A 17680-nucleotide genomic window follows, 5' to 3' on the forward strand; every position below is an offset into this window, starting at 1 on the left:
CCTAGTTTGTTATTTGTTATAACAAACAACATGCGCCATGCTTGTCAATGCCTTCCAATCCAGGCACCCATAGGAAATTGTGCGGAGCCGGATGTGAGCGTGGTCGACCGGAGTTTCTCAAGGATCGAGCGTGAGCCCTTATGGGATCGCGCCCATACCCAGTTGCGCGAAGCCCTCCTTGCGGGCCGCTTCGAGCCGGGAAGCGCCCTCGTCCTGCGGCATCTGGCGGACACGTTCGGCATCTCCATCACGCCGGTGCGCGATGCGGTGAGCCGCCTCGTCGCCCAGGGGGTGCTGGACCAGGGGCCGCGCAATTCCGCCATCGTGCCTGATGTGCGCGCAAACATGCTGCAGGACCTGATGATGGTGCGCTGCGAGCTGGAAGGCCGCGCGGCGCGGGAGGCCGCGCTCAAGGCCAATGGCGCGGCGCTGGAGGAGCTCGACGGCCTGCTCGCTTTGATGCGCAAGATGATCGCCAGCCGGCAGCTCGACACCTATCTCGACGTGCACCGGCGCTTCCATTTCGGCGTCTATGCCCTCGCCGGCATTCCGGTGCTGCTGGAGATGATCGAGAATCTGTGGCTGCGCTGCGGCCCGGTCCTGTCCTTCGTGGTGCCGGAATATGTGGTCTCCCTGAAAGGCACGGACCACCACGCCGCCGTCCTCAAGGCCATCCGCCAGGGGGATGGGGCCATGGCGGAAGCGGAGATCATGGCCGATATCGAGGAAGCCGGACGCTACCTCCTGAGCCTCGCCGACGCCTCAGGCCGCATCCGCCGCATGTCCTGAGCGGTCCGGCCGCGCGTCCGAAGGCCTGACCACGGCACATGGAAAACCGGTGGCAATTCCGGTTAAGCTTCGCCTTCCAAAGAAGGTGAAGGAGGAAACATCGTGCTGAAAACCAGCAACCCCGCCACGATTGCGCCGCCTGCGGCGATGTACAGCCACAGCGTGGAAGTGCCGCCCAATGCCCGTTGGCTTTATATTGCGGGCCAGGTCGGCGTGCGCCCGGACGGCACGCTGGCGGAAGGCTTCGAAGCGCAGCACGACCAGATCTGGCAGAATACGCTGGCAATCCTGGCCGACGCGGGCATGGGTCCGGAGGACATCGTCCGCCTCAATGTCTATTCGACCGATCCGGAAGGACGCAAGTTTCTGGGTGTTCATCGCCAGAAATACTTGAAGCCGGGACATATACCAGCCTCGACCTGGGTCGTCGTCTCGCGCCTCGCACTTCCCGAATGGCTGGTTGAAATGGAGACGGTGGCGGCGAAGATTTAAGAGACGAAAGCCCGGCGCGCGACGCTCATGCGTCAGGCGGCGCCGAGCCCCGTCTGGCGCGGGCGAGGATGGAGCGGGCGCGGACGCGCACCGGCTCGTCCACCATGGCGCCATCGACGGCGGCGGCGCCGTCCCCGCTGGCGATCACCCGCTCGGCCCAACGGATGTCCTCTGGGCTGGGACGGAAGCCCGCGTGGATGGGAGCGATCTGGCGCGGATGGATGGCGAGTTTCCCGCCGAAGCCCAGGGCGGCGGCGTAGCGCGCATCGTCCTCCGCCTCGTCGGGAGCATCGATGCGCGTCGTCACGCCATCGAGCGGCGCTGGCAGCCCCGCGAGGCGCGACGCAAGCACCAGTTCCGAGCGGGCGCTGAGCAGCGCCTCCCGCACATGGGCGCAGCCGAGATCGGCGCAGAAATCCACCGAGCCGAAGGCGAGGCGGCAGACCGCGGGGTGCGCCGCGAGCGCCCGCGCATGCGCCAGCCCCAGAGCCGTTTCCACGAGGGCAAGGATCGTAACATCCAGCCCCAGATGGGTAGCGACGGCAGCGAGGGTTTCAGGTCGCTCCGCCTTCGGCAGGAGCACTGCGGCGGGCCTCAGGCGCGCGACCACGGCGAGGTCATCGGCGTGCCAAGGCGTGCCGGCGGCATTGATCCGCACCAGGATCGGGAGGGATGTGAAATCCGTGCGCAGGGCATCGCGGGCCTGCGCCTTTGCGTCCAGCGGGACGGCATCCTCCAAATCGAGGATGACAGCATCCGGTTCAGCGGCGGCCGCCTTCCCGAAACGCTCCGGCCGGTGCGCCGGGACGAAGAGAGGAACGATGAAATCGAGGCTCCCGGCCGTCACCACGCTGCCTCCGCCGTCATGGCGACGGGGCCGCCCGCGCGCGCCGTCCAGAGCTTGATCCCCGCGCCTTCCGGCTCCGCATGCACGTGGAACATCTCATTGTCGAAGAGCGGGGAGAGGCCGCGGAAGGAGAAGCGGGCGGGTGCCGCGCCCTTCAGCTCCGCCGCATAGCGCAGCATGAGCGTGGCCTGCATGGGGCCATGGACAACGAGGCCCGGATAGCCTTCCACCTGCGTCACATAGGGATGGTCGTAATGGATGCGGTGGCCGTTGAAGGTCAGCGCCGAATAGCGGAACAGAAGCGGCGGGGACGGGTCCACGGCGCGCCGGTGGTGCCCTTCCGGCGCCGGCGGCGGGGCCGCCTTCTGCACGCCGCTGTCGAGGTCGCGATAGACGATGTCCTGCCGCTCGGTGAGGATGGCCCGGTCCCCGGCGGTGACCTCGTGCATGACGGTGACGAAGCACAAGGTGCCAGTGCGGCCCGTCTTCACCTCCACATTGTCGATGCGCGACAGGCGGCGCACGGCATCACCGACCTTCAGCGCATCATGGAACACGAAGCTTCCCGCCGCCCACATGCGGCGGGGCAAGGGGACGGGGGGCAGGAAGCCGCCGCGCGCGGGGTGCCCGTCCGGCCCCAACGCCTTCGTCTGGGCCACGGGCTGGGCGAGGCACCAGTGCAGGAGCGTGGGGGCGAGGTCGCCGGGCTGCGGGTCGCCCGGCTCCTCGTCGAACATCGCCCGGAATTTGCGGACGAGTTCGGGGCTCACGCTCTCGGACGCCGCCTCCTCGCGGCCGATCCAGGAGCGCAGATGGTCGATGTCGAGCGCGGTGGGGCTGGTCATGTTCGCCTTCAGAAAGAGCGCGGCAGGCCGAGAATGTGCTCGGCCACATAGCTCAGGATGAGGTTGGTGGAGATGGGCGCCACCTGATAGAGCCGGGTCTCGCGGAACTTACGCTCCACATCATATTCGCAGGCGAAGCCGAAGCCGCCATGGAACTGGATGCAGGCGTTCGCCGCCTCCCAGGACGCCTTGGCGGCAAGATACTTCGCCATGTTGGCCTGGGCGCCGCAGGGCTGGTGCGCATCATAGAGCCGGCACGCCTCGAAGCGCATGAGGTTGGCCGCCTCCACTTCGATGAACGCCTCGGCAATGGGAAACTGGACCCCCTGGTTCTGGCCGATGGGGCGGCCGAAGACGATGCGCTCCTTGGTGTAGGCCGACACCTTGTCGATGAACCAATAGCCATCGCCGATGCATTCGGCGGCGATGAGCGTGCGCTCGGCATTGAGCCCGGTGAGAATATATTTGAAGCCCTGCCCCTCCTCGCCGATGAGGTTCTCGGCGGGAATCTCCAGATTGTCGAAGAACAGTTCGTTGGTCTCGTGGTTCACCATGTTGAGGATGGGGCGCACCGCCATCCCCCTGGTCATGGCGTCCTTGATATCGACGATGAAGATGGACAGCCCCTCGGACTTCTTCTTCACCTCGTCCACGGGCGTGGTGCGGGCCAGGAGGATCATCAGGTCGGAGTGCTGGACGCGCGAGATCCACACCTTCTGGCCATTGATGACGTAGCGGTCACCCGTCTTCACCGCAGTGGTCTTGATCTTGGTGGTGTCGGTGCCAGTCGTGGGCTCGGTCACGCCCATGGACTGAAGGCGCAGTTCGCCCGAGGCGATCTTCGGCAGATAGCGCTGGCGCTGCGCCTCCGAACCATGCCGGACGAGGGTGTTCATATTGTACATCTGGCCGTGGCAGGCGCCGGAATTCCCACCCGCCCGGTTGATCTCCTCCATGATGACGGACGCCTCGGTGAGGCCGAGGCCTGAGCCGCCGTATTCTTCGGGAATCAGCGCCGCCATCCAGCCCGCTTTGGTCAGGGCATCCACGAACGCCTCGGGATAGCCGCGCGCCTCATCCACCTTGCGGTGATACTCGGCCGGAAAGTCCGCGCACAGCGCGCGGATCGCGTCCCGGATATCCTGAAACTGGTCGCTTCCCACCGTCTGCATGTCCCTTGGATCCTCGGCGTAACTGTCTTTTTCAGGCGCGCGCGGGAGCGGTGCCTTCTGATTCCGGCAGCACTTCATTCAGGTCGAACGGGCGCGCCCGTGCAGGCGGGCGTGCCGTTACCGATGGCCGCTGCCGCCGTCCACGTCCAGCACTGTGCCGCTCACATAGCCGCAGGCGGGGGAAGCGAGGAAGGCGGTGGTGCGGGCGATCTCCTCGGGCTCGGCGAAGCGGCCGAAGGGCGCGGTGGCGGACAGTTCCTCCACACTCTGCCCGCTCTGCGCCGCCAGCGTCACGATGCGGTCAGTGCGCGTGCCCGAGGGGTTGATGCCGAAGACGCGGACGCCGAAGTCCGGCGCCTTGCCGCCCACCGCTTCAGTGAATGCGATCAGCGCCGCATTGCCGGTGGCGCCGCAGACATAATTGTAGCGGGGATGGCGCCCGGCGAGGCCGATAATGTTGACGATGGTGCCGCCGCCCCGCGCCTTCATGGCGCCGAGATAGAGCTGGGTCAGGTGGATATAGCCCATCACCTTGAGCGCCCAGGCCTGCTCCCAGCGCTCCATGGTGAGGTCCAGCAGCCCGCCGCCGGGGATGGCGCCGGCATTGTTGACGAGGATGTCCACGCGGCCGGCCTCGGCGACCAGCCGGTCCCGCTCGGAGCTCTTCGACAGATCCCCGCTCCAGGTCTCCACCGGCCCGAGGGCGCGCAGCCCGTCCGCCGTCCTGGCGAGGGTATCGCCGTCGCGCGCGGCCAGCAGCACGCCGCAGCCCTCTTCGAGAAAGGCTTGGGCGCAGGCCGCGCCGATGCCCTTCGAGCCGCCCGTGATGAGGACGCGTTGTCCGTTCAGCTTCAGATCCATGGCTCAGACTTTCGCGGGGCTGGCGGCGGCGAACCAGTCACACATGGCGCTGCCGGTGGTGAAGAGGACGCGGTCGCTGGCCTGGAGCATATCGATCATCTGGACCAGCTCGTGGAAACGATGGGGCACGCCGATGAGATGCGGGTGCAGGCCGATGGCGAACACACGCGGCGCCCTGATGCTCTCCTCCTCGAACAGGGCCAGCGTGTGCGCGACGCGCTTCAGCATCTCCCCCGTGGCATGGCGCTCGATGGCGTAGATGATGGAATCGTTGACGTCGAGATTATAGGGCATGGCCACCAGCGGGCCATGCGTGGTGGTCATCCAGGACGGCACGTCGTCCACCACCCAGTCGCAGACATAGTCGACGCCGTTCTGCTTCAGGAGGTCCGGCGTGCGCTCGCTCTCCCTGAGGCCCGGTCCCAGCCAGCCACGGGGGCGCGTGCCAGTGAAGCCGGCGATCTTCTCCAGGGCGGCGGCGATCATCTCCGCTTCCGCATCGCCATCCGTATTCTGAATGGCCTTCTGATGCAGGCCGTGGCCGATGAATTCCCAGCCCGCCTTCAGCATGGCCTCGGCGGCTTCCGGATAGGCGTCGATCACGCCGGCATTGAAGCTGGTGGAGGCCGGCAGGCCACGGCTGTTGAACAGGTCGATGATGCGCGGCATGCCGGCGCGCATGCCGTAGTCCGCCCAGGAGAAGTTCGGCACATCCGGCACCGTGCCCTGGCCGTGGGGCGGGGTGATGATGCTGCGCGGCATGGGCCGGTCGAACTGCCAGTGCTCCACATTGACCACGAGGTGGACGAGGATGCTCTTGCCCTCCATGGGCGGCAGCGGCGGGCGCGAGGTGGAGAAGACATACGGGATGCGCGGATTGGCCATGTTGGGTCTTTCTTGTTTCGTCAGTGCACGCCGCGCATCTGCGCCATGATCTCGGCCTTGAAGCCCAGGAACTCGCTCTTCAGCAGGTCGTTCACGGAGCGCGGACGCGGCAGGGTGATGGAGATTTCGCGGATGATGCGGCCCGGCCGGGCGGCCATGATGCACACCCGGTCCGCCAGCAGGATCGCCTCGTCGATGTCGTGGGTGACGAACAGGACGGTGGTCTTGAAGCGCTGCCACACGTCCAGCAGCAATTGCTGCATGGAGAGGCGGGTCTGTGCGTCGAGGGCGCCGAACGGCTCGTCCATCAGCAGCGCCTTCGGCTGCATCACCAGGGCGCGGGCAATGCCCACCCTCTGGCGCATGCCGCCGGAGAGCTGGACGGGGAGCGCCTCGAGGAAGCCCTCGAGGCCCACGAGCCTCAGGATCTCCTTGGCGCGGGGCTCGTATTCGGCGCGCGGGACGCCCTGCACCTGCGGCCCGAAGATCACGTTCTGCCAGACGTTCAGCCAGGGCAGGAGCGCGGCCTCCTGGAACACCACGCCGCGATCGGGGCCGGGGCGGCGCACCGGCCGGCCGTCGAAGCTGATGGAGCCCTCGCTCTGGGCCTCGAAGCCGGCGAGGATGTTGAGAAGGGTAGACTTGCCGCAGCCGGAAGGGCCGAGCAGGGCCATGAACTCGCCCTCGGCGAGGCTGACATCCACCTGGTCCAGCGCCCGCACTTCCTGCGTGCCGCCGAACACCTTGGAAACCCCGGTTATGGAAACGGTGCCCATGGTGCGCCTCACGCGTTGTAGGATTGCAGGCGGCGCCAGCGGAGCACGAAGTGATCCACGCGCACGATGAGCCAGTCGGACAGGTAGCCAAGCAGGCCGATGGTGACCATGTCGGCGATCACGATGTCCATACGGCCGACATAATAGGCGTCCCACAGCACGTAGCCGAGGCCGGACTTCACCGCGACCATCTCGGACACGATCACCGCCGTCCAGGCGATGCCGAGGCCGATGCGCAGGCCCGTGAAGATGGAGGGCAGAGCCGCGGGCAGGACCACCCGGCGCAGCACGGTGAAGGGCGAGGAGCCCATCATCAGCGCCGCGCGGATCCAGTTCTTCTCCACGTCCCGCGTGCCGTGCGTGGTGTTGATCACGATGGGATAGAAGGCGCCGATGGTGATGAGGAACACCGAGCCGAAATCGGAGATGCCGAACACGGCGATGGAGATGGGCAGCCAGGCGGTGATGGGCACCGGGCGCAGCCACTGGATGGTGGGATCGATCACCATGGACACCAGCTTCGACCATCCGATGCAGATGCCGAGCGGCACGCCGATGAGGATGGCGATGGCAAAGCCCTTCGCCACGCGGATGGTGGAGAAGACGACGCTCTCGGCCCAGGTCCCGGAATAGGGGTTGAGGCCCATGGTGGAGGAGGCGCCGAACGCCCATTTCAGCCACGCCTCCCAGACCCGGTCCGGCGTGGGCAGGGCGCCGCCGAAGACGGAGCCGTTAGTGCCGCTCATCTGCCAGGAGACAACGAGCACGACAGGAAGGATGAGCGCGAGCAGCGTCGCGCCGACGCGAGGCACGGCGAGGCCGCCGGCCACGCGGCGCGGCTTCGAACGCCGTTCCGTGGTGATGGTGGACATGAAGGCGGCTCCCCGCGGATGGAATGGGCCGGCGCCGGATCGCTCCGGCGCCGCGCGGTCAGTTCTTCAGCGCCTTGTCGAGATAGGTGCTGTTCCAGGAGCCGTCGATCTGCCCGGACACATCCTTGGTGATCACGCCGAGATCGGCAAAAGCCTTCGCCTGCCGCTTCAACTGGTCGGGCGTGACCACCGGGCCGAGCTTGATGATGTCGGCGATGCGGCGGGAAATGTCGGCATCGAGGCCGGTGAGCTTCTCGATGGCGGTGCCGAACGCGGCCGGTGAAGCCTCCAGCGCCTTCATCTCTTGCACATAAGCGGTGACGAAGGCCTGCACGGCGGCATCCTTGCCGGCGATCTTCTCCTTGTTCGCCGCCAGCATGCCGAGCTCGGCGCCCACCGCCTTGGAGGCGCTGTAGTCGAGGTTCTTGGCGAAGGTGCCGTAGCCCTTCATGACGGGGACGGATTCGAACGGCTCCCAGGTGACGATGGCGTCCACCTCGCCCTTCTCCAGCGCGGCGTCGAAATTGGCGCCGCCGCCCTGGATGTTGATGGCCTGGAAGGAGTTGTAGGGAATGCCCTTCTCGATAAGGGTCGCGGCGAACTGGAACCACACCGCCGAGCCCGGCGCGATGGCGATCTTCTTGCCCTTGATGTCGTCCCAGCTCTCGAGCTTCACGTTCTTGCCGCCGATCACGTATTTCGGCGAGGAGCCCACACCCATGATGCCGACGAGGCTTGTGGCGCCGTTCGCGAGGGTGATGGGAAGATCGGCCGGGCCGACGGCGGCGATATCGAGCGAGCCCGCCTGGAGCGCCGTGCGGGCGTCAGCATAGCGGGCGAACTCCACCAGCTTCAGGTCCACGCCCTGGGCCTTCAGCTTGTCGGAGATCAGGATCATGGGCGCAAGGTGGGCCACCTTCGGATAGCCCACCGTCAGGGTAACAGGCGCGCCTTGGGCGAAAGCCGCCGCGGGCGCAAGGCTGGCGATGAGGAGACCGGACAGGCCGGCAAGGAGGGTGCGACGCTGCATGTTCTTCAAGTCCTCTGGTCTTTATTGTGGATTAAACGCGCAGTTACGAAACACTCGGGAGTGAAGGGGTCAGGTGCCGGTGAAGTTTGGCGGCCTCTTTTCTTTGAAGGCCGTCTGGCCTTCTTTGTAATCGGCGCTGGCGAAGCAGCGGGCGACGAGGTCGGCGACCGCTGCCGTGTTCCGCTCGCCCTCGGGCCTGGCGAGTTCGATGAGGGCGCGCTTGGCAGCCATCAGGGTGAGCGGGGCATTGATGGCGAGCGCGCCGAGATAGGCGCTGCATTCGGCCTCGAATGTTTCGCTGCTCCAGGCCTTCGCCACCACGCCGAGGCGCTCCGCCTCGGCGGCATCAAGGATGCGGGCGGAGAACAGGATGTCGGCCGCGGCATCCGGCCCGAGCTTGCGGGCGATCAGTGAGACGCCATCGAAGCCATAGCCGAGACCGAGCCGCGCGGCAGGCACACGGAACCGCGCATCGCCCCGTGCGAGGCGGATGTCGCAGGCGAGTGCGAGGCCGAAGCCGCCGCCGAAGCAGATGCCGCGGATCACCGCGACAGTGGGTTTTGCTGCCCCGATGAGCGCGGCGACGCCCTGCGCCACCGCTTCGTCATAGGCAGCCACCGCCTCGGCGCCCGTGCGGCGCTCGCCGAACTGGGAGATGTCGGCGCCGGCGCAGAATGCCTTGTCGCCCGCGCCCTCCAGTACGATGGCGCGCACGGTCGGATCCGCCTCCGCCTGTGCCACGCAACCGGGCAGAGCCGACCACATTTCGAACGTCATGGCGTTCATTTTCGCCGGCTGGGCCAGCGTGATGCGGGCGAGGGCCCCCTCGGTCGAATAGACGATGCTCATATCACCCCTCCCGCTCGCAGGGCCGCGATCTCGCCGCTGCCGAGCCCGATCTCCACGAGGAGGTCGTCGCAATCAGCGCCCTTGTCCGCCAGCGGCGTCTTCACCTCGGCGGGCGTGCGTGAGAGGCCGATGGGCTGGCCCACGAGGCGCACGTCGCCGAGGCGTGGATGGGGCACGCTCTGCGCGACCTTCAGGTGCTCCACCTGAGGGTCTGCGAACACCTCGTCCATGCGATAGATCGGGCCGGCGGGCACACCCACCGCTTCCAGCCGCTCCAGCCAGGAGGCGGAGGTGTCGGAGGCAAAGACCGGGTCGAGCAAAGCGCGCACCGCCTCGCGATGGGCGAAGCGCTGCTCCTGGGTCGCATAGCCCGGGTGGTCGGCAAGGTCCGTGCGCTGGATCGCTTCGCACAGATTGCGCCACTGGCCATCGCCACCCACGCCGAGATTGATGAAGCCGTCCGCCGTCTCCATCACGCCCATGGGGGTGGAATAGGGATGGTCGTTGCCCGCCTGGGGCGGAACCTCCCCGGTGATGAGATAGCGGGCGGCCTGGAAGTCGCACAAGGCGATCTGGGCCTGGAGCAGCGAGGTCTGCACCCACTGGCCTTCGCCTGAGACATCCCGTTCCCTGAGCGCCACCAGGATGCCCGTGGCCGCATAAAGCCCGGCGGTGGAATCCGCGACCGCGACGCCGGCCCGGACCGGCCCCTGCCCCGGCAGGCCGGTCACCCACATGAGGCCCCCCATGCCCTGCGCGATCTGGTCGAAGCCGGCGCGGGTGGCATAGGGCCCGTCCTGCCCGAAGCCGGAGATGGAGGCGAGGATGATGCGCGGGTTGCGGCGCTTGAGGGACGCATAATCGATCCCGAGGCGGGTCTTCACGTCGGGCCGGTAATTCTCGACCACCACGTCCGCGGTCTCCACCAGCTTCAGGAAGATCTCCAGGCCTTCCTTGCGCTTCAGGTTGAGGGTCAGCGACCTCTTGTTGCGGTGGAGGTTCAGCATGTCATAGCCGTCGCGGGCGCCCGACATGGTCTCGTTGGGATCGACGCCATCCGGCGCCTCCACCTTGATCACGTCGGCGCCGAAATCCGCGAAGATGCGGCAGCAGGTCGGACCCGCGCGCACCCGTGTCAGATCGAGGATGCGCAGATTGGCGAGCGCCGGGGTCGGGGCGGGAAGGCTCACGCGATACTCTCCTTGAAGCTCGAAACGGGGCGCGCGCGATGCCAGCCGATGTGCGACTGGATGTGCCGCGCCAGCGCGATCAGCGCCCGGTCACTGCCGGGTGCACCCATGAGCTGCGCGCCGATGGGCATGCCGTTGGTGTCGTGGCCGATGGGCAGCACGACCACCGGCAGCCCCAGCCCGTTGGCGAGGCGGGTGAAGGCGGACAGCCGGTAAAGCGTGCGCCCCGAAAAGCCCGGCGCCTGTGGATCGCAGGCGGAGACGGTGGGTGTCACGCAGGGCATCACCGGAAGCAGCAGCGCGTCGTGCGCACGGAACATGGTGGCAGCGGTGGACCACGCCGCATCGAGCCCGCCGCGGAGCACAGCGAGACTCTCCGGGGACATTGCGCGGCCCTTGGCGAGGCGCACGGCGAAGACCGGATCCTTTTCCGCGGCGGGGATGGCGGAGAGGCTGCGCGCGCTCTCTCCCAGCAGCAGGCCGAGCACCGCCTCGTCCGTCGCGCGCATGAGAGGCGCGAGGGCCATGTCCGAAAGGTGCAGGTCGAGGCGGGCGATGGCCGCGAGCGCCTCTTCGAACGTCGCGGCGATGTCCGGATCGCAGTCCGCCAGAAGATCCCGCGCGACACCAATGCGCGTGCCATGCGGCAGCGCCTCCGGAGCGAACACGGCGGCGGCGCGGTCCAGCCATTCGGCGTCGCTGCCAAGAAAGCCCAGCGTGTCGAGAGTGGGAACGAGGGCGAAGGTCCCATCCATGGGGATCAAGCCCGCGCTCGCCTTCCAGGAGGAGACGCCGCAGCATTGGGCGGGAATGCGCAGGGACCCGGCAGTGTCCGAACCGAGCGCCAACGGGACGGCACCCGCCGCCACCGCGACCGCCGATCCGGAAGAGGAACCGCCGCAGATGCGTTCGGGATTCCATGGATTGATAGGCCGCCCCCGCCAGCCATTGGCGCCGGAGGGGTCGAAGGCGAGCGGCGACATCTGCGTAATGGCCACGAGGCGCCCGCCAGCCGCTTCCATTCTCTCGATCAGGGGGGCAGTGGCGGCAGGCGGGGGCATGGGCGGAGCGTCGAGTCCGAGCCCCGGGCTCCGGCCGGCCAGATCCACCATGTCCTTCACCGCATAAGCGAAGCGGCCACCGGGGGCCGGAAGCGGAAAGTCCACGAAGGCATTGAGAGCTGCCGCACCGAGGCATCGCTCCCGGGCCTCCGCCACGGGATCGCGGAGGCCGTCGCCGACAGGCGCCGATGTGAGATATGCCTCCAAAACGCTCATGCCCCTTTCTCGATCAGAAAGAGTTTAGAGGCGGAAAGTTTCTTCGTGGAATTAGAAAAGGGCGGATACTGATATCTAAAAAGGAGAAATCACTTTCGCAGTTCGTCCAGCAGCTTCTGTGTTGTGCCTGATAGCTCCTCATTCTCCCGCACGCAGATATCGATCTCGCGGATGGCCCAAGGCTCGTCCAGGTGCACCAGAGTGAGGTCGAGGGCAGTGACCAGGGGCCGGAGCGCGGCCTCGGGAAGCACGCCGATGCCGAGGCCGTGGCGCACCATCTGGCACATGACCTCGAAGCTACGCACCTGCACACGCACCTTGAGATAGCGCCCGAGATCCCGCGCCCGTTCCACCACCATGCGGTTGACAGCAGTGCCGATCTCGAGCGCCACGAAATCCTCGTCCATCAGCTCGGAAAACCGCACCGAACGGCGCTGCGCCAAAGGGTGGCCGGGAACCGTGACCACGGCGAGCCTATCCTTCGAATAGGGAAAGCTGGTGAGCCCTTCCAGCGCCTGCCCGCGCACGATGACGCCGAGGTCCGCCTGCTTGCGGGTGACGGCATCGATGGTGTCGGCGGTGGGACGCTCGTCGAGGTCGATGCGGATATCGGGATGGCGCTGGGCAAAGGCTGCGAGGTCAGTGGCGAGCCCCGCCACCAGGGCGGAGGAGGAAGCGGAGACGCGCACCGTCCCCCGCGCGCCCGTCAGGTGGTCGGCGAGCCCTGCCACATAGCGGTCGGCGAGATGGAGCACGGATTCCGCATAGGCCAGGGCCGTCATTCCGGCCATGGTAGGCTCGACGCCATGGGGCAGCCGCCGCACCAGCGGCATGCCCGCCTCCTCTTCCAGCAGGCGCAGGCGGCGGCTCGCGGCGGACAAGGCGATGTTGATGCGCTCCGCGGCTTTCGAAAGGCTGCGCGTCTCGCAGATGGCGACGAACAAGCGCAGGGATTGAAGGTCATGATGGAGCATTCATCGCATTCCGCCCGCGCGCCGGCGCGGTTCGCAATGGTGCCCCGGACTATCCCGCGTCCGCAATCCGCATGGCGGGAGCGGCGGATGTCAGGCTTTCAGGCCCTGCGCATAGATGGAGAGGTTCGCATAGGACGCGGAGATGAGCGGGGTCGGGATGCCGGCCTTCGCGCCGCGCGCCGAGAGATCGCCGAGGATCTGGTCGGCCTCCACGGGGCGATCATTCTGAAGGTCGCGATACATGGATGAAGCCCAGGCCGAGCCCTTCTCCGTCAGCTGCGCGCGGGCCATGGCCAAGAATTCCGCGCTCGGCGGCACGCCCGCCGCCGAGATCACGGAGACCACCTCGTCCAGGAAGGCGAGGCTGAAGTCGCGCCCGCCCGGAGCGGCCTCGATCTCCCCGATATTTCCCCGCATGAGGCACGTGATGCCGCCGAGCGCCGCCAGCAAGGTCCATTTTTCCCACATCTCGCGGGCGATGACGGGCGAGAGGCGGGCCGTGAACCCCGCGCCGGTCAGCGTCTGGTCCAGGCGCTCGATGCGCTCCGAGCGCGTGCCGTCCATCTCTCCATAGGCGAAATCCTGGAGCTTGGAGAGTTGAATGATGCGCCCTTCCCCGTCGAGGATGGTCGCCACCTTGCAGGCGCAGCCCGCCACCGCATGGGCATCGAAGCGCGCGGTGAGGACATCCACATGCCGCATCCCGTTGAGGACGGGAAGGATCATGGTGTCGGGCCCCACCGCCGGGGCGAGGTCCGCCACCGCCGCGTCGAGGGCATAGGCCTTCACGCTGAGGATGATGGCATCATAAGGTCCGTCGAGGGCATCCGCCGTCACCACTTTCGGCTGGAGCGTCACGTCTCCATAGGGGCTGACGATCTCCAGCCCGCGCGAACGGAGCTGCGCCGCGCGGGCCGGGCGCGCAAGGAAGGTGACGTCCCGCCCCGCCTGCGCCAGCCGGCCGCCAAAATATCCGCCGACCGAGCCGGCGCCCACCACCAGGAGCTTCATCTCATTCCCTCCCTTCGCTGCGCGCCGTCAGGCCGCGCTGGCCGTCGGCCGATAGCGGGCAGCGACGTCACGCTGCGAGAGATGCGGCCCGAGTGCCAGGCGCGCCGCGTCGAGCGTGTCCCACAGGCCATCGTCCTCCAGCGGAGGGATGGTCACCAGCTCCCCTTTGTCGAGACCGACCAGGGCGGCGTCCACCAGATCCTCCGCATCCATGACCTTGCCGGGCAGCAGGCTGTCCACATCATGCCCGCTGCGGGTCCAGATCTCGGTGCGGGTGGCACCAGGCAGGACCGCCTGCACGCGCACGTCGGCGTCCTTCAGCTTGGCGGCCAGGGAGAGGCTGAGATTGAGGATGTAGGCCTTCGAGCTGCTGTAGACGCCCTCGAACGTCTCCGGGATGAACGTCACCACCGAGCCGATATTGATGATCGTCCCGGTCTTGCGGTCGGCGAAGGCCCGTCCGGCGGCAGCGGCGAGAAGTGTGGGCGCGGTGACGTTCACGGCGATGAGCCGTTCGAGCGCTTCCGGCGCGTTGTCGAACATGCCGCCGTTGAGGGTGATGCCGGCATTGTTGACCAGCAGGGAGATGGCGGGGTCCCGCTCCAGGCGCTCCGACACGCCTGAGACGGCGGCAGGATCCGCGAGGTCGGCGACGATCACGTCCACGGTGCGCCCGGTCTGCGCCCGGATGCGGGCGGCATTCTCCTCCAGCCGCTCCGCGGTGCGCGCCACGAGGATGAGGTCGTATCCGCGCCGGGCCAGGCGGTCGGCATAGATGGCGCCGATCCCACCCGAGGCGCCGGTGATAAGGGCCGTTCCGATGATGGCCTTGCTCATGATGTGTCTCCTCTCAGACCCGCCAGAAGGGCGGATCCGACTGCGACGAAAATAGTTACTTTCATTTTGATAGCTAAGTCACTATCATTTTGCAATGGACAATCGAGTTCTTTCGCAGAAGACCTGCCCTGTGGCCCGCGGCCTCGCCTGCGTGGGTGATGCATGGAGCATGCTGATCCTGCGGGATGCTGGCCGGGGGCTGACGCGCTTCGACCAGTTCCGGCGCAATCTCGGCATCGCTCCGAACATTCTCGCCCGGCGCCTTGCGGCACTGACCGAGGTGGGCCTTCTGGAAACGCGCCGCTACAGCGACCACCCGCCGCGCGCGGACTATGTGCTGACCGAGGCGGGGCGCGATTTCCTGCCGGTCCTGGCGCTGATCGGCGCATGGGGCCGCAAGCACAATGGTCGCGGCCATGTGAACCGCCTCATAGACGCCGAGACCGGCGCGGAGGTCCGCCCCATCGCCATCGATGCCGCCACCGGCATCCCCATCGGCACCCGGCCGCTGCGCATGGCGGCGGCCGAGGCCCCCAACTCCTAGACTGAAGAGGCAGCCATGAAGAGAGAGATCATTCTCGCACATCCGGTGCGCACCGCCATCGGGACCTATAACGGGTCGCTGAAGGGCACGCCCGCCAGCGATCTCGGCGCGGTCGCCGTCCGCGGCACGCTGGAAAAGTCAGGCCTTTCGCCGGAGCACATCGGCGCTGTGATCATGGGCAACGTGATCCAGGCCGGCAACAAGATGAACCCTGCCCGGCAGGCGGCCATCGGCGGCGGGCTGCCGGTCTCCGTGCCGGCCTATACGGTGAACCGTGTCTGCGGTTCGGGCGCCCAGGCTGTCGTCACGGCGGCGCAGGAAATTGAGCTCGGCCTGAACGATGCGGCAATCGCCGGCGGCATGGAGAATATGGACCGCGCGCCCTATCTCGTGGACGGCGGGCGCTGGGGCTATCGCATGGGGGATGCCGCCATCCTCGACAGCATGTTGCGCGACGGGCTCAACGATGCGTTCTCCGGCGAGCATTCCGGCTGGCACACGGAGGATCTCGTCACCCAGTCGCAGCTGACCCGCGAAGCTCAGGACCGCTGGGCGGAGCGCTCGCAGCACCGCTTCAGCGCGGCCCGCGACGCCGGCAAGTTCAAGGATGAGATCGTCCCCGTCACCATCAAAGGCCGCAAGGGCGAGGAGCACTTCGAGATCGACGAGACCCCACGCCCGGACACGACGCTGGAAGGCCTCGCCAAGCTGAAACCCGCCTTCCGGAAGGATGGCACCATCACCGCCGGAAACGCGCCGGGCCTCAACAGCGCGGCCTCCGCGATGGTGGTGGCGGAGCGCGGCTTCGCCGAAGCCGCGGGCGTCGAGCCCCTGGGCCGGCTCGTGGCTTACGGCATCGGCGCGGTGGAGCCGGGGCTCTTCGGCCTCGGCCCGGTTCCCGCCGTACGCCAGGCCCTGGAGCGGGCAGGATGGACCATCGCGGACCTGGAGCGGGTTGAGATCAACGAGGCCTTTGCCGCCGTGCCGCTCGCGGTGATGAAAGAGCTGGGGCTTCCCGAGGACATCGTGAACGTGGAGGGCGGCGCCATCGCCCATGGCCACGCCATCGGCGCCACGGGCGCGGTGCTGACAACGCGCCTGCTCCATTCCATGCGCCGCGATGGCATCCGGCGGGGCCTCGTGACCTTGTGCATCGGCGGCGGCCAGGGCATCGCCTTGGCGCTGGAAGCGGCCTGACGGGCACCCGGCGCCTCGGATCGCGGCTCGAACAGCAGCGAGGGCAAGAAAAAGAGCACCTGAGACGCGGCCATAAATGCTAACAAGGCTGCCTCGTCCCCCGACCTGATGGAGGCCGGCATGCGCGTCGCGCCACAGCGGTGTTTCCACATCATGATGGCGCGCCTCGTCTCGAGGCCGGGCGTTGGGCCGCTCCGCACGGCAAGCCTCGCTTTGCTCGCCTTCACACTCGGCGGGGATCTGTCCGTGCCGACGGCCGCGGCCGAAACTAACGGCGTCAGTGCCGCCGCGACCGGCGGAGACTTCACCGGCCTCATGGATATTGGCGGCGGCCGCAGGATGTATCTGACCTGCCGCGGCACCGGGCGGCCGACGGTGGTTCTCGTGGCCGGCCTCAAGGCGTCCGCCGACGATTGGACCAACTTGGAGGGTCAGGCGGCCTCCGTCTTCGCGCGCGTCGCCAAGGTGTCAAGGGTCTGTGCTTACGATCGGCCGGGCACGCCGGTCGGCGACCAGCCAAGCCGCAGCGACCCGGTGCGCCAGCCGACCACCGCGGCGGACGCGGTGGCGGATCTGCATGCCCTGTTGGGTGCGGCACGCGCGCCTGCGCCCTATGTGCTGGTCGGCCATTCCTATGGCGGCCTGATCGCGAAGCTGTACGCGCGGATGTATCCGCGGGATGTCACAGGCCTTGTGCTCGTCGATGCCCTCAGTGAGGGTCTTCAGGAAGCGGAGACGCCGGAACAATGGGTGATCCAGCGCGTGCTGATGGAAGGCGAGATCGCGGAAAGCGTCGCCCTTTATCCTGCGCTGGAACGGATCGATGCCGATCGCAGCTTCGATCAGGTTCGCGCCGCGCCACCATTGAAACCGCTTCCGCTGGTCGTTCTCTCGGCCGACCGGCCCTGGGGTCCTCAGATTCCGGCACTGATCGCCAATGGGACCTTGCCGGCAGGCGTGCCTCCCGACTTCGGCTACATTACGGACGCCGCGCAAGAGAAGGCCCAGGCGCGACTGGCCGCGCTCGTCCCGGGCGCGAGGCACATCACCAGAACCAATAGCGGCCATGAAATCCATAGGGAGCAGCCCGAACTGGTCAGCGACGCGATCATCCAGGTGGGTGATGCGGTCCGTGCCGGAAAGACAAGCCTCGCTCCCTGACGCTGAACGCCCAGGCCTGCACGCCCATCTCCTGCACCCCCTCTCCTGCCACCTCCTTCATCCTCGCCCGG

Annotated in this window: 19 protein-coding genes; 5 read left to right on the plus strand and 14 right to left on the minus strand. The window is 67.4% G+C overall.

Annotated elements, in window-relative coordinates; all coding sequences use genetic code 11:
* The first annotated feature begins 99 nt into the window (after nucleotides 1-99).
* Both ABLE91_RS21155 and ABLE91_RS21160 read left to right on the plus strand, forming a co-directional pair.
* On the plus strand, nucleotides 100-789 hold the full coding sequence (locus tag ABLE91_RS21155; RefSeq protein WP_348934356.1) for a GntR family transcriptional regulator: 690 nt from the start codon (nucleotides 100-102) through the stop codon (nucleotides 787-789).
* A gap of 102 nt (nucleotides 790-891) precedes the next feature.
* Nucleotides 892-1281, plus strand: a complete 390-nt coding sequence (locus tag ABLE91_RS21160) for a RidA family protein (RefSeq protein WP_348934040.1) — start codon at nucleotides 892-894, stop codon at nucleotides 1279-1281.
* Between the two features lie 25 nt (nucleotides 1282-1306).
* Here the strand turns inward: ABLE91_RS21160 and ABLE91_RS21165 are convergent, their stop codons facing one another.
* From ABLE91_RS21165 to ABLE91_RS21230, 14 genes are all read right to left on the minus strand, one after another.
* Nucleotides 1307-2128 carry an HpcH/HpaI aldolase/citrate lyase family protein gene (locus tag ABLE91_RS21165; RefSeq protein ID WP_348934042.1) on the minus strand — a complete coding sequence of 274 codons (822 nt, stop codon included), beginning with the start codon at nucleotides 2126-2128 and terminating at the stop codon, nucleotides 1307-1309.
* Nucleotides 2125-2973: an HTD2 family dehydratase gene (locus tag ABLE91_RS21170; protein ID WP_348934044.1), complete on the minus strand. Its 849-nt coding sequence runs from the start codon at nucleotides 2971-2973 to the stop codon at nucleotides 2125-2127. The genes ABLE91_RS21165 and ABLE91_RS21170 overlap by 4 nt, the downstream gene beginning before the upstream one ends.
* 8 nt (nucleotides 2974-2981) lie before the next feature.
* A complete protein-coding gene (locus tag ABLE91_RS21175) occupies nucleotides 2982-4145 on the minus strand; it encodes an acyl-CoA dehydrogenase family protein (protein WP_348934046.1) in 1164 nt (387 codons plus the stop codon).
* Nucleotides 4146-4262: 117 nt separating this feature from the next.
* Complete coding sequence (locus ABLE91_RS21180; RefSeq protein ID WP_348934048.1) at nucleotides 4263-5006, minus strand: short-chain dehydrogenase/reductase; 744 nt, start codon at nucleotides 5004-5006, stop codon at nucleotides 4263-4265.
* A gap of 3 nt (nucleotides 5007-5009) precedes the next feature.
* Nucleotides 5010-5891 (minus strand): polysaccharide deacetylase family protein, encoded by an 882-nt coding sequence (locus ABLE91_RS21185; RefSeq protein WP_348934050.1) that lies wholly within the window; start codon nucleotides 5889-5891, stop codon nucleotides 5010-5012.
* Between the two features lie 20 nt (nucleotides 5892-5911).
* Nucleotides 5912-6667, minus strand: a complete 756-nt coding sequence (locus tag ABLE91_RS21190; protein WP_348934052.1) for an ABC transporter ATP-binding protein — start codon at nucleotides 6665-6667, stop codon at nucleotides 5912-5914.
* 8 nt (nucleotides 6668-6675) lie between these two features.
* Nucleotides 6676-7539, minus strand: coding sequence for an ABC transporter permease (locus tag ABLE91_RS21195; protein ID WP_348934054.1), 864 nt, complete (start codon nucleotides 7537-7539; stop codon nucleotides 6676-6678).
* Nucleotides 7540-7597: 58 nt separating this feature from the next.
* Nucleotides 7598-8569: an ABC transporter substrate-binding protein gene (locus tag ABLE91_RS21200; RefSeq protein WP_348934056.1), complete on the minus strand. Its 972-nt coding sequence runs from the start codon at nucleotides 8567-8569 to the stop codon at nucleotides 7598-7600.
* A 69-nt stretch (nucleotides 8570-8638) separates the two neighbouring features.
* Nucleotides 8639-9418, minus strand: coding sequence for an enoyl-CoA hydratase (locus ABLE91_RS21205; RefSeq protein ID WP_348934058.1), 780 nt, complete (start codon nucleotides 9416-9418; stop codon nucleotides 8639-8641).
* Entirely contained in the window at nucleotides 9415-10608 is a 1194-nt protein-coding gene (locus ABLE91_RS21210; RefSeq protein ID WP_348934060.1) for a CaiB/BaiF CoA transferase family protein, read from the minus strand. Before ABLE91_RS21210 ends, ABLE91_RS21205 begins: the two co-directional genes overlap by 4 nt.
* Nucleotides 10605-11885, minus strand: coding sequence for an amidase family protein (locus tag ABLE91_RS21215; RefSeq protein WP_348934062.1), 1281 nt, complete (start codon nucleotides 11883-11885; stop codon nucleotides 10605-10607). Before ABLE91_RS21215 ends, ABLE91_RS21210 begins: the two co-directional genes overlap by 4 nt.
* 89 nt (nucleotides 11886-11974) lie before the next feature.
* Nucleotides 11975-12859, minus strand: coding sequence for a LysR family transcriptional regulator (locus ABLE91_RS21220; RefSeq protein ID WP_348934064.1), 885 nt, complete (start codon nucleotides 12857-12859; stop codon nucleotides 11975-11977).
* 90 nt (nucleotides 12860-12949) lie between these two features.
* Nucleotides 12950-13870 (minus strand): ketopantoate reductase family protein, encoded by a 921-nt coding sequence (locus ABLE91_RS21225; protein ID WP_348934066.1) that lies wholly within the window; start codon nucleotides 13868-13870, stop codon nucleotides 12950-12952.
* A gap of 27 nt (nucleotides 13871-13897) precedes the next feature.
* Nucleotides 13898-14707 carry an SDR family NAD(P)-dependent oxidoreductase gene (locus ABLE91_RS21230; protein ID WP_348934068.1) on the minus strand — a complete coding sequence of 270 codons (810 nt, stop codon included), beginning with the start codon at nucleotides 14705-14707 and terminating at the stop codon, nucleotides 13898-13900.
* A gap of 94 nt (nucleotides 14708-14801) precedes the next feature.
* Between ABLE91_RS21230 and ABLE91_RS21235 the strand changes: the two genes are divergently transcribed.
* The 3 genes from ABLE91_RS21235 to ABLE91_RS21245 all read left to right on the plus strand — a co-directional run bounded on the left by ABLE91_RS21235 (nucleotide 14802) and on the right by ABLE91_RS21245 (nucleotide 17609).
* Nucleotides 14802-15251 carry a winged helix-turn-helix transcriptional regulator gene (locus ABLE91_RS21235; RefSeq protein WP_348934070.1) on the plus strand — a complete coding sequence of 150 codons (450 nt, stop codon included), beginning with the start codon at nucleotides 14802-14804 and terminating at the stop codon, nucleotides 15249-15251.
* 15 nt (nucleotides 15252-15266) lie between these two features.
* Nucleotides 15267-16448 carry a thiolase family protein gene (locus ABLE91_RS21240; protein WP_348934072.1) on the plus strand — a complete coding sequence of 394 codons (1182 nt, stop codon included), beginning with the start codon at nucleotides 15267-15269 and terminating at the stop codon, nucleotides 16446-16448.
* A 120-nt stretch (nucleotides 16449-16568) separates the two neighbouring features.
* Nucleotides 16569-17609 (plus strand): alpha/beta fold hydrolase, encoded by a 1041-nt coding sequence (locus tag ABLE91_RS21245; RefSeq protein ID WP_348934074.1) that lies wholly within the window; start codon nucleotides 16569-16571, stop codon nucleotides 17607-17609.
* The last annotated feature ends 71 nt before the right edge of the window (nucleotides 17610-17680 follow it).

This window comes from Aquabacter albus, assembly GCF_040049275.1.
In the GTDB taxonomy this organism is placed as follows: Bacteria; Pseudomonadota; Alphaproteobacteria; order Rhizobiales; family Xanthobacteraceae; genus Aquabacter.